This window comes from Streptomyces sp. DSM 15324, assembly GCF_001514285.1.
In the GTDB taxonomy this organism is placed as follows: domain Bacteria; phylum Actinomycetota; class Actinomycetes; order Streptomycetales; family Streptomycetaceae; genus Streptomyces.
Window position 1 is genome coordinate 274,584 of record NZ_KQ949035.1, and the last position, 12,520, is coordinate 287,103.

Below are 12,520 nucleotides of genomic sequence, written 5' to 3' on the forward strand. Positions count from 1 at the left end.
GGAACCTCTAGACATGTCCCCCCGGGCACCGGCTGGAAGCGGCGACTCCACCTAGCGTGGCCACATGATCGAGCTTGCGGGAGTGACCAAACAGTACGGCGAGAAGGTGGTGGTCGACGACCTCACCTTCACCGTCCGGCCGGGCTGCGTCACCGGGTTCCTCGGCCCCAACGGCGCGGGCAAGTCCACCACGATGCGGATGATGCTCGGTCTGGACCGTCCCACGGCGGGCCGCGTCCTCATCGACGGCGAACCCTACGCCCGGCTGAAGGATCCGCTGCGCCGCATCGGCGCGCTGCTGGACGCGAAGGCGATGCACGGCGGGCGCAGCGCGTACGACAACCTCCGGTGCCTCGCCCTGAGCAACCGGATACCGATGCCGCGGGTCGACGAGGTGCTCCAGGAGGTCGGTCTGGGCGAGGTCGCCAAGAAGCGGCCCAAGGGCTTCTCGCTCGGCATGGGGCAACGGCTCGGCATCGCCGCGGCGTTGCTCGGCGACCCGGAGATCGTGATGCTGGACGAGCCGGTCAACGGTCTCGACCCGGAGGGCATCCACTGGATCCGCACGCTGATGAAGCGGCTGGCGGCGGAGGGCCGCACGGTGTTCGTCTCCAGCCACCTGATGAGCGAGATGGCGCTGACCGCGGACCATCTGGTCGTCATCGGCCGTGGCAGGCTGCTCGCCGACACCGGTATGCAGGACTTCATCGACCGCAACTCCCGTTCGTCCGTGCGGATCCGCACCCCGGAACCGGAGAAGCTGCGCGACGCCCTCGCGGCGGCCGGCATCACCGCCGACGAGAGCGCCCCGGGGATCTTCGAGGTCACCGATACACCCGTGGAGCGGCTCGGGGAACTGGCCCTGGAGCACCGCGTCCTGCTGCACGAGCTGAGCCCGCAGCACGCCTCCCTGGAAGAGGCGTTCATCGCTCTGACGGGTGAGGCGGCCGAGTACCGCACGGGGACGCCCGCCCCCGCCGCCGCGTCGAGCGAGGGCGCGAACGCGCCGCAGACCACCGGAACGGAGTCCTGACCCATGTCCGCACCCACAGCGACCCTGCGCTCCGAGTGGGCCAAACTCACCACGGTCCGCTCCACGGGGTGGACCCTGTTCGCCGCCTTCGCCGTCACCGTGGCCTTCGGCACGCTCGTGAGCGCCCTGTCCAACTCCGACTACGACAGCCTCTCGGAGCAGGAGAAGCTCGCCTTCGACCCTGCCGGGACCAGCTTCACCGGCGGTCTCCTCGGCCAGTTGGCGATGATCGCGTTCGGTGTCATGGTGATCGGCTCCGAGTACAGCACCGGCGCGATCCGCAGCTCCCTGGCGGCGGTCCCCCGGCGCGGGGTCTTCTACCTCAGCAAGGTCGCGGTGGCGACCGGCGCGGCCCTGGCCGTCAGTCTCGCCACCACGTTCGTGACGTTCTTCGCCGGGCAGGCCGCCCTCGGATCGCACAGCACCACGCTGGGCGCGCACAACGTCCTCCGGGCGACGTTCGGCGCGGCGCTCTACATGACGCTGATGGCCGTGTTCTCGATGGGCGTGGCCACCATGCTGCGCAGTTCGATGCTGTCCATGGGCATCCTGATGCCGTTCTTCTTCCTCGTCACGCAGATCCTGGCCTCCGTGCCGGGAGCCAAGAAGGTGGCGGAGTACCTTCCCGACCAGGCCGGTGCGGCGATGGTGCGGGTGGTGCCGAAGTCGGACCTGCCCTACGGGGCGGGGGGCGGGTTCGCCATCATGCTGGCGTGGGTGGCCGCGGCCCTGCTCGGCGGCTATCTCGTGCTGCGCAACCGGGACGCGTGAGCCCCCGCGCGCGGCGCGGAATGGACCCGGCACCACGGGGACGTGGTGCCGGGTCCGGTGTTTTCGCCGGGCCCCCGCCGCGGGCGCGGGGGCCCGGGGGCGTCAGGACCGGGCCCACTCCGGGATCTCCAGGATGGTGAGCACGGCCGAGGTGGAGACCCAGCCGGCCGCCGACGTCGTCATCAGGACGTTGTCGCCGGGGGACACCAGCCCGTTGGTGAGCAGGTGGTTCAGGGAGACCGCCATGTCGCAGGCGCCCATGTGACCGTATTCCTTGCCGAAGTGGGCGGTGGAGCGCGACATCGGCAGGCCCAGCGGCTGCATCTTCGTCTGCTCGACCATGAGGGAGTCGCTGTTCGCGGCGACCACCCAGCGCAGGTCCGACGCGTTCAGCCCCGCGTCCACCAGTGAGCGGTGCACCAGGTCCAGCTCGAAGTCGCGGATCATCTCCATGCACTTGTCGAGCGGCATGACGTGCTGGTTGAAGTACATCAGCAGGTCCATCGTGCCGGAGGCCTTGCGCTCCTCCCCGCGGAACGGCAGCAGCGACTCCTGCCCGCGGTGCCACTGCTCCAGCTCCGGCATGGTCCCGGAGTTCACCGCCCGCAGCGCCGCGAACCCGCCCTCGCCGCTGAGCAGGACGGCGGCGCCGCCGTCGCTGGCGGTGAACCCGGTGCCGAAGCCGCGCCACCGGTCGATGAGCGGGCTGGTGAAGTTCTCCGCCGCCGTCACCAGCGCGGTCTCGGCGCCCGCGGCTCCCGTCAGCTGTCCGACGGCAACCTCGATGCCGGCGAGCAGCCCGTTGGAGTGCTGGCGCACGTCCGTGCTCGCCACCCCGCTCGCACCCAGCTCGCGCAGCACGTACCCGGGCGGGTAGAAGCCCTCGGGGCCGTGCTGCACGGCGGTGCAGTGGACGTGGTAGTCGAGGTCGTCGATCTCGTTGTCCGAGCGCCGGAACGCGTGCCGGGCGGCGAGCACGGCCATGTCGAGCGCGGGCATGTCGCCGGCGATGTAGGCGGCGGTGAGCCCGGTCGCGTACTGGATGGAGAACTCGTCGTAGAGCCCCTGCTCGACGGCCTCCTCGACAGTCACCCGCTGCTCCGGGATGTAGACCCCGACCGTGTCGACGTAGACGCCGTTCGTCTTCATCTGTGGCTGTTCTCCTTGAGTGTCGTGTCGTTCGGGTGGTGGTGTCGGGGTCGGCCGGGCGACGGGCGGGACGCCCGTGTCACCCGCGCAGCAGCTCTTCCTTGAGGCGCTTCACCAGCAGGACGGGGGTGTCGGCCTCGAACAGCAGGGCGGCGGGCAGCCGCAGTCCCGTGGTCTCGCGCAGCCGGTTGCGCAGGGCGAACGCGGTGAGCGAGTTGAGGCCGATGTCCCGGAAGGCCCGGGTGTCCTCGACGGCCGCGGGCGAGGGGTAGTCGAGCACCGCCGCCACGTCGGTGCGCACGAGGTCCATGAGCACGGCGTCGCGTTCGCTGTCGCCGAGCCCGGCGAGCCGGCGCCGGAGCATGCTGAGCGCGCCCGCGGATCCCGGCCGGCCCGCCCGGCGCCGGGCCGGTGCTCCGGCCAGGTCGCGCAGGGGGGCCGGCAGGCCCGCGTCGCCCGCGCGGCCGAGGAGCGTCCCGGTGTCCGGGCGCAGCAGGACGGCGGTGGGCGCGTCCTGGGCGCAGGCCGCGTCGAAGAGGTCCCGGCAGGCGGTCCGGGACAGCCGTCCCACGCCCGCGGGCAACGCGCTCGCGTTCCGGTCCTCACCGTCCCAGGGCCCCCACGCCACCGACAGCCCGGGCAGCCCGGCGGCCCGGCGGCGGAGCGCCAGGGCGTCCAGGAAGGCGCCCAGGGCGGCGTCGTCGCCGTGTCCGGGGTCTCCCAGCGTGCCGGCGGCGGACGAGAGGAGGACCAGGGGGACCGCGGCGGCGCCGGGCCGCCCCGGCGCCGTCAGCTCGGCGAGGTGCAGGGCCGCGAGGAGTTCCCCGTGCAGCGGGTCCGCCGCCGCCGTGTCGTCCGTCCCGGGGCGCCGCGGTACCCGGGCCGCGTGGACGACAGCCGTCAGCGGGTGCGCGGCCGGCACCGAGGCGAGCAGCGCCGTCAGCGCCTCGCGGTCGGCCGGGTCGCACGCGGCGACGATCACCTCGGTGCCCTGTGCGGCCAGTTCGTCCCGCAGCAGTTCCTGCTCCTCGCCGGGGGCAGGGGCGGCGAGCAGCAGCCGGCGCACGTCCGGCCGGCCCGCCAGGTGCCGGGCGATCTCGGTGCCGGCCGGCCGGTCGGCTCCGGTGACCAGGACGGTCCCTTCGGGTCCGGTCGGCAGGCCCGCTCCGTCGGCGGGGGTGATCACGGGGGTCAGCCGTGGGACGCGTACTTCTCCCTGGGCCAGGGCCAGTTGCGGCTCGGGGAGGGTCAGCGCCGCCGGCAGGGCCCGCCAGGAGGCGCGCTTGCCGTCCAGGTCGGCCAGGACCAGCCGCCCCGGACGGGCCAGTTGGGCGGAGCGGATCAGGCCCCACACCGCGGCGACGGCCGGGTCCGGCGCGCGGGTGGCGTCGGCGGCGAGCGAGCCGCACGTGAGCACGACGAGCCGGGCGTCGGCGAAGCGGTCGTCGGAGAGCCACTCCTGCGCCAGCGCGGCGATGTGGCGCACCGCCGCGGCGCCGGTGGGGTCCCCGGGCTCCGGTACGCAGCCGGCCAGGACCGCCTCGGGCACGGCCGTGCCGGAGTCCAGTGCCTCGGCGAGCGCGGCCGGGCCGTCGTACGCCTCGGTGTAGACGCCCGCCCTCATCAGGGCCGCGCGGGCGCCGAGCGGATCGGGGCCGACGAGTGCCCAGCGGGGTTTGTCCGTGGGGGCCGGGCACTCGGTCCGGGGCCATTCCAGCCGGAACAGCGGTCCGTGGTGCGTGGTGCGGGCACCGGTGAGCCGCTCCGGGTCGGCGGTGGCGAGCCGTATCTCGCCGATGGACACGACGGGCAGCCCCATGTCGTCGGCGGCCTCCAGGGCGACGGTGTCGCTCCCGGTACGCGTCAGGCGGACGCGCAGCGCGGGGGCTCCGACGGCGTACAGCGCCGTCCGGTGCCAGGAGCCGGGCAGCGCCGGTCCGCCGGTGCCGGTGGTCTCCTCCGTGCGGGCGAGGGCGCTCAGGGCGGTGTCCAGCAGCGCCGGATGCAGGCAGTACGAGGCTCCCTGCGGCCGCTGTCCGTCGGTGAGGGCGACGTCGGCGAACAGGTCGTCACCGCGCCGCCACAGGCCCCGAAGGCTGCCGTCGTCGGTCCCGGGCAGTCCGGTGAGGTCGACGGGCTCGGCGTCGGCGGGCGGCCACAGTTCGAGGTCGAAGGAGGCCGGTCCGGCGGCGGGGCTCAGCACCGCCCGGGCGTGGCAGGTCCAGGGTGTGCCGGGCAGGGCGCCCACGCGCCGGGAGTGGACGCGCAGGACGCGTTCCCCCGCGGCGTCCGCCTCGCCGACCGTGACGCGCAGCGCGACCTCGTCCCGTTCGGGCAGGACCAGCGGGGCCTTGGGCGTCAGTTCGAGGACGTGGTCGCAACCGACCTGTTCGCCGGCCTGGACGGCGAGTTCGACCAGCACCGAGCCGGGCACGGCCCCGGTGCCGGAGTGAGTGGCGGGCCACAGGGCGGCGCGGTCCAGCGCGCCGGTCAGCACCAGCCCGCCCGGCTCGGGCAGTTCGACGGCCGAGTCCAGCAGCGGGTGCCGGCCCGCCGGGCCGGCGGCGGGGACGCCGGCGCCGGGCTGCGGGGCGGGTGCCATCCAGTAGTGGCGGCGGTGGAAGGCGTACGTCGGCAGCGGGATCGGGCGGGCCCCGGACGGCGCGAGCAGGGTGCTCCAGTGGACGTCGACGCCCCGGACGTGCAGCTGCGCGAGGAGGGTCACGAGGCCGGTTCCGTCCGGTGCGGTGAGCGGCAGCAGGTCGACCTGCTGCTCGGGCGGGGTGCCGTCGTCGGCCCGCTCTGCGCCCGGGTCGGGCGTACCGAGGACGACGTGCGTGCGGTGGCCGCTGTCCAGCAGCGCCCGCAGCGCCTGTCCGGGCCGTGCGGGATCGCCCGCGAGGCCTGCCGCCCACGCGTCGGCCTCGCTCTCGTCGCCGTCGAGCCAGCCACCGGTCGCGGCGGAGCAGAACGGCGCGTCGGCGGGCCCGAAGCGGACCGGGGGCAGCTCCCCCGGCGTGGTCCGGCTGTGGTGCACGGCGATGCGGGCACCGGTCTCCAGCGGGAGCAGTCCGGCGGCACAGGCCGCCGCGATCTCCCCGAGTCCCCGGCCGGTCACCGCCGCGGGCTCGATGCCGTACGAACGCAGCAGCGCGGTCGTCGCGACGGCCACCGCCCAGCCGAGCGGTCCGGCGATCTCGGGACGGTCGGTCCAGTCGGGGGCGGCGCGTCCGGCCAGGACCTCGGCGGGCGTCCAGTCGACCAGTGCGGACAGGGCCCGTCCGCAGGCCGCGAGCGTCTCGGCGAAGACCGGGGCGGCGTCGGCCAGCGGTGCGGCACCCGCCGTCCACCGGGCGTCGGGGGCCGGGAAGGCGAACACGACGGCGGGTGCGGCGGAGCCGGTGGGGGCGGTGCCGCTGACGACGGCGGTGCCCGGCGCGGTCCCGTCCGCGAGGGCCTTCAGGGCGTCCAGCGCGCGGTCGCGGTCGGGGACGGTGAGCACCGACCGGTGTTCCAGTGCGGAGCGGGTGGTGGCGAGTGACAGGGCCACGTCCGCCAGCCGGGGCGCCGGCTCCTCCGTCAGGTAGGCGTGCAGGCGGGCCGCCTGCCCGCGCAGGGCCTCGGCGCTGCGCGCGGACAACGGCAGCGGCAGCGGGGTGCCATCGGCGGTGGGGGTGTCGAGGGGGGTGTCGCCGCCGTCGGCGTGTTCCCCGTCCCGGGGCGGCTCTTCGAGGATGACGTGGGCGTTGGTGCCGCTGATGCCGAACGAGGACACACCGGCCCTGCGGGGGCGGTCGCCGGGCGGCCAGGCCACGTCCGTCCGCAGCAGTTCCACGGCGCCCGCGGACCAGTCGACGTGCGGGGAGGGCGGGTCGGTGTGCGGGGTGCGGGGCAGGACGCCGTGCCGCATCGCCATGATCATTTTGATGACGCCGCCCGCGCCGGAGGCCGCCTGGGTGTGACCGACGTTGCCCTTCATCGAGCCCAGCCACAACGGGTGTTCCCGGTCCTGTCCGTAGGTGGCGAGGACGGCCTGGGCCTCGATCGGGTCGCCGAGCGGGGTGCCCGTGCCGTGGGCCTCGACGGCGTCCACGTCGGCTGCGCGCAGTCCGGCGGAGCGCAGCACCTGCCGGATCAGCCGCTGCTGGGCGGGGCCGCTGGGGGCGGTCAGTCCGTTGGAGGCACCGTCCTGGTTGATGCCGCTCCCGGCGATCCGGGCGAGGACCTGGTGACCGCGCCGACGGGCGTCGGAGAGCCGCTCCAGGAGCAGCAGGCCCACGCCCTCGGCCCAGTTGGTGCCGTCGGCGTCGGCCGAGAACGGCTTGCACCGGCCATCGGCGGCGAGGGTGCGCTCCCGGCTGAAGGCCACGTACGGGTCCGGCTGCGACATCACCGCCACTCCCCCGGCCAGCGCCAGGTCGCACTCCCCGGCCCGCAGCGCCTGCGCCGCCAGGTGCAGGGCGACCAGGGAGGACGAGCAGGCCGTGTCCACGGCCACCGAGGGGCCCTCCAGACCGAAGGCGTACGACACCCGGCCGGCGGCCACGTTCCCGGCGGTGCCCGCCTGCATCCCGGAGGCGTAGTCGTGGTAGGTCACGCCCGCGAACACGCCGGTGCGGCTGCCCTTGAGGGAGGCGGGTGCGATCCCGGCCCGCTCGAAGACCTCCCAGGAGGTCTCCAGCAGCAGCCTCTGCTGGGGGTCCATGGTGAGCGCCTCGCGCGGGGAGATGCCGAAGAGCTCGGCGTCGAACTCGCCCGAGTCGTACAGGAATCCGGCCTCGCGGACGTAGGTGGTGCCGGGGTGGTCGGAGTCCGGGTGGTACAGCGCGTCGAGGTCCCAGCCGCGGTCGGCCGGGAACGGGCCCAGTCCTTCGGCTCCCGCGGCGACCAGGCGCCACAGCGCTTCGGGGGAGTCCGCTCCGCCGGGGTAGCGGCAGCCCATGCCGACGATGACCACCGGGTCGTCGTCGGGTACGGCGGGGGCCGGGCCGTCGGGGGTGCCGACGCCGTCGGTCTGTTCCCCGCCCACGCCCAGTTCCGCGGCCAGGTACCGGATCAGGGCACCGGAGGTGGGGTGGTCGTAGACGAGGGTGGCGGGCAGGCGCAGTCCGGTCTCCTGACCGAGCCGGTTGCGCAGGTTCACGGCGGCGAGCGAGTCGAACCCCAGCTCCTTGAACGGCTTGTCGGAGCCGACCAGGTCGGTGCTGTCGTAGCCGAGGATCGCGGCGACCTGGCCGGTGACGAGTTCGGCGAGCGCGCGGTGCCGCCGGGCACGCGGCAGTGCGGCGAGCCGGCGGGCGAATCCGCCGCCCTCGCCGGCCGCGCCGCGCCGGACGGTGACGCGCACCAGTGCGCGCAGCATCGGGGGGAGTTCCCCGGCCTCGGCGCGTGAGCGCAGGGCGCGCGCGTCGAGCCGCATCGCGAGCAGCAGCGCCGGGCCGGCGGCGGTGCCGGCGTCGAAGAGGGACAGGCCCCGCTCGGCGGAGAGGGGAACGACTCCCTGGGCGGCCGTCCTCGCGGTGTGGGCGGGGTCCAGGGCGGCCGTCATACCGCCGAACCGCTCCCACGGCCCCCAGGCCAGTGAGGTCGCCGGCAGCCCCGCCGCGCGGCGGTGCCGGGCGAGGGCGTCGAGGAAGGTGTTGGCGGCGGCGTAGGTGGCCTGGCCGGGGTTGCCGAGCAGACCCGCCGCCGAGGAGAACACCACGAAGGCGGACAGGTCCAGATCCCGGGTCAGCTCGTGCAGATGGGCGGCGGCGGTCGCCTTGGCGTCGAAGACCGTGGCGAGACGCTCGGGCGTGAGGGAGGTGAGCAGACCGTCGTCGAGGACACCCGCGGTGTGCACCACCGCGGTGACGGGGTGTGCGGCCGGGACGGCGGCCAGCAGGGCGGCCAGCGCGGTGCGGTCGCTGACGTCGCACGCCTCGACCGTCACCTCGGCGCCGAGCGCGGTCAGCGCGTCGCGCAGGCCGGCCGCGCCCGGTGCCTCGGGGCCGGACCTGCTGACCAGCAGCAGCCGCCGTACGCCGTGCTCCGTCACCAGGTGCCGGGCCGTCAGGGCGCCCAGACCGCCGGTGCCGCCGGTGATCAGCACCGTGCCGTCGGGGCCGAACCCGGACGACGCCGCTTCGGCGGGGCGAGGCGCCCGCACGACACCGGGCGCCAGCAATGCCCCCTCACGGACCGCGAGTTGGGGCTCTTCGCCGTGCAGGGCCGACGGCGGGAGGGAGTCGGGCGTGTCACGGTCCACGAGCAGGAAGCGGCCGGGGTGCTCCGACTGAGCCGTGCGGACCAGTCCCCAGACGGGGGCGTGGGCGAGGTCGGGCACCCGGTCGTCGGGGGCGGCGGCCACGGCGTGGTGGGTGAGCACCGCCAGCCGGGTTCCGTCGAGGCGCTCGTCGGCCAGCCATTCCCGCAGGGTGGCCAGGACGGCCGCGGTGGCGTCCCGGGCCGCGGTGGCGAGGCTCCCGCCGTCGTCGGGGCGGCCGGCGGAGGCGACCGGCAGCAGCACGGTCGTGGGCGCCGCGGCGCCCTCGTCCAGGGCGGCCCGCAGCGCGGCGAGGTCGGGGTGGACACGGACGGTGACACCCTGCCCGGCGAGGTGGGTGGCGAGGGCCGCGCCGTCGGGGGCGAGGACGGCCCAGTCGCCGTCGGCGGGTCGCCGCTCGGCGGCCTGCCCGGACACCGGCGCCCACTCCAGCGCGTACAGTCCGTCGACCTGCGGATCGGTGACCAGCCCGGAGACCGCGGGGAAGGACAGGGCGACGGAGTCGACCGTGACCAGCGCCCTTGCCTGGGCGTCGGTGAGGCTGAGCGAGACGCGGTCGGTGCCCGCGCCGGTGACCCGCAGCCGGGCGGTGGCCGCTCCGGTCGCGTGCACGGTCACGCCCTGCCAGTCCTGCGGCAGCGCCACGCGGCCCTCGCCCGCCTCGGGCGCGGCCCACAGGGCGGTCTGCGCCGCGGCGTCGAGCAGCACCGGGTGGAGGCCGAAGGCGGCCGCACCCGCCTCGCGCGGCCCGTCCGGTACGGCGAGTTCGGCGAAGAGTTCGCTGCCTCGGCGCCACAGGGCCCGCACCGCGCGGAAGGCGGGTCCGCAGGAGTGGCCGCGCAGCGACAGCTCCTCGTACAGCTGCTCCACGTCGACGGGTTCGGCCTGCTCGGGCGGCCAGATGTCGGTCGTGGGCGCGGTCTCGGCGGGCTGGGCGCCGGAGTTGCCGGTGGTGGTCAGGGTGCCCTCGGCGTGGCAGCGCCAGAGGTGGTCGCCCTCGTCGTCGTCCGGCCGGGAGTGGACCGTGACCGTGCGCCGCCCCGAGTCGTCGGCGGCTCCGACCAGGATCTGCATCCGGACGCCGCCCTGCGCGGGCAGCGGCAGCGGCTCGCGCAGGGTCATGGTCTCCAGGGCGGTGCAGCCGGCCTCGTCCCCCGCCCGTACGGCCAGTTCGACGAGGACGGACTCGGGCAGCAGCGTGCTGCCGGCGGTCTCGCGTTCGGCGAGCCAGGCGTGGGAGCGCGCGGACAGCCGGCCGGTGAAGAGGACGCCCTGCGCACCGGCGAGTTCGACGGTGGCGCCGAGCAGCGGGTGGCGCGCGGCTCCGAGGCCCGCGGCCCGGATCCCGGCGGCGCCGGACGGTGCGGCGGGCAGCCATGCGCGTCGCCGCTGGAAGGCGTACGTCGGCAGGGGCTCGGGCGGCGGGGCGGAGGTGCCGGTGTCCGAGCCCGCACCCGCGCCTGTGCCCGCCCCCGTGAGGAGGCCGGTCCAGTCGACGGCTGCGCCCCGGGTGTGCAGGGCGGCGAGGGCCGTCTCGAAGGCCCGGGGTCCGGGCTGGTCCTTGTGCTGGGCCGGAACGGCGAGCACCTCGCCCTCGGCCGGCAGGCTCTGCGCCGCCAGGGCGGACAGGGTGCCGTCGGGCCCCAGTTCGAGGCAGCGGGTGACGCCGAGACCGGCCAGGGCGCGGACGCCGTCGGCGAAGCGGACCGCGTGCCGGACGTGCCGCACCCAGTACTCGGGGGAGGTCAGCTCGTCGGGGTCGGCGGGGCGGCCGGTGAGGTCGGAGACGACGGTCAGCCGCGGCGGATGGAACTCCACCGACTCGGCGACCCGCCGGAAGTCGCGCAGCATCGGCTCCATCAGCGGCGAGTGGAAGGCGTGACTCACGCGGAGCGCGGTGGCGCGATGACCACGCGCCCTGGCCTCTTCCGCGATCTCCGCGACGTCGGCGGCGACGCCTGCGACCACCGTGGCGTGGGGGGCGTTGACAGCGGCGATGCCGACCCGGTCGCCGCGTCCCTCCAGCAGGGCCGACACCTCGGACTCGGGGAGCTGGAGGGAGAGCATGGCGCCGCCCTCGGGGAGCGCCTGCATCAGCCGCCCGCGCGCCGCCACCAGCCGGCAGGCGTCGGCCAGGGACCACACCCCCGCCACGTGCGCGGCCGCCAGCTCGCCGACGGAGTGGCCGAGGACCACGTCGGGGCGTACGCCGAAGGACTCGGCGAGCCGGAACAGGGCGACTTCCAGGGCGAAGAGGGCGGGCTGCGCGTACTCGGTACGGTTCAGCAGGTCGGCGTCCGTGCCGAACACCACGTCCTGGAGCGGGCGTTCGAGATGGGTGTCGACCTCGGCGCACACCTCGTCGAAGGCGTCCGCGAACACCTCGTACGTCGCGTGGAGTTCACGCCCCATGCCCGGGCGCTGAGCGCCCTGCCCGGCGAACAGGAAGGCGGTCCGGCCGCTCGCGGAGGCGGAGCCGGTGACGAGGCCGGGCCGGGCGTGGCCCGCGGCCAGGGCCTCCAGGCCGCGCAGCAGGTCGTCGCGGTCGGAGCCGAGCAGCACGGCGCGTTCCTCGAAGACGGACCGGGTGGTCAGCAGCGCGGCGGCGGTGTGCGCCGGATCGGCGGCCGGACCCGACCGTACGAAGTCGGCGAGCCGTCGGGCCTGCTCGCGCAGGGCGGCCGGGGTGCGGCCGGTGACCAGCCACGGCACCGCCGAGGACGGCAGGCGCAGGGAGGCCGGGGCGGGGGCGGGAGTGCCGGGCTCCGCGGCGGGCTCCTGCGGGGCCTGCTCCAGTACGACGTGGGCATTGGTGCCGGAGACCCCGAAGGCGGAGACGCCCGCCCGGCGTGGGCGGTCCGCCGCCTGCGGCCAGTCGGTGGTGGCCTGGAGCAGCCGGACCGAGCCGGCCGTCCAGTCCACCTGGGAGGTGGGTTCGTCGGCGTGCAGCGTGCGCGGCAGTACACCGTGCTGCATCGCCAGCACCATCTTGATCACACCCGCCACACCCGCGGCGGCCTGCGTGTGCCCGATGTTCGACTTCACCGAACCCAGCCACAACGGCCGCTCACGACCCTGCCCGTAGGTAGCGAGCAGCGCCTGGGCCTCGATCGGGTCACCCAGAGCCGTGCCCGTGCCGTGCGCCTCCACCGCGTCCACCTCGGCCGCGTCGAGCCCACCGGCCGCCAGCGCCGCACGGATCACCCGCTGCTGCGAAGGACCGTTCGGCGCCGTCAGACCATTCGACGCACCGTCCTGATTGACCGCGCTCCCCCGCACCACCGCCAGCACCCGGTGACCGA

General features: G+C 75.4%; 4 protein-coding genes. 2 read left to right on the top strand and 2 right to left on the bottom strand.

Annotation, left to right across the window (positions count from 1 at the left end; genetic code table 11):
• Positions 1-64 precede the first annotated feature (64 nt).
• A complete protein-coding gene (locus AQJ58_RS33930) occupies positions 65-1,033 on the top strand; it encodes an ABC transporter ATP-binding protein (RefSeq protein ID WP_067257100.1) in 969 nt (322 codons plus the stop codon).
• Between the two features lie 3 nt (positions 1,034-1,036).
• On the top strand, positions 1,037-1,804 hold the full coding sequence (locus tag AQJ58_RS33935) for an ABC transporter permease (RefSeq protein ID WP_067257102.1): 768 nt from the start codon (positions 1,037-1,039) through the stop codon (positions 1,802-1,804).
• Positions 1,805-1,906: 102 nt separating this feature from the next.
• On the opposite strand, the gene AQJ58_RS33940 is transcribed toward AQJ58_RS33935, so the two are convergent.
• Entirely contained in the window at positions 1,907-2,953 is a 1,047-nt protein-coding gene (locus AQJ58_RS33940) for a ketoacyl-ACP synthase III family protein (protein WP_067257103.1), read from the bottom strand.
• Positions 2,954-3,032: 79 nt separating this feature from the next.
• On the bottom strand, positions 3,033-12,520 hold a 9,488-nt coding region (locus AQJ58_RS44015; protein WP_199844746.1), incomplete at its 5' end, for an SDR family NAD(P)-dependent oxidoreductase.

Excerpts from the sequence above, each read along its gene's own strand:
- AQJ58_RS33930 (WP_067257100.1), top strand. The coding sequence starts at position 65 with ATGATCGAGCTTGCGGGAGTGACCAAACAGTACGGCGAGAAGGTGGTG.
- AQJ58_RS33940 (WP_067257103.1), bottom strand. The coding sequence starts at position 2,953 with ATGAAGACGAACGGCGTCTACGTCGACACGGTCGGGGTCTACATCCCG.
- AQJ58_RS33935 (WP_067257102.1), top strand. The coding sequence starts at position 1,037 with ATGTCCGCACCCACAGCGACCCTGCGCTCCGAGTGGGCCAAACTCACC.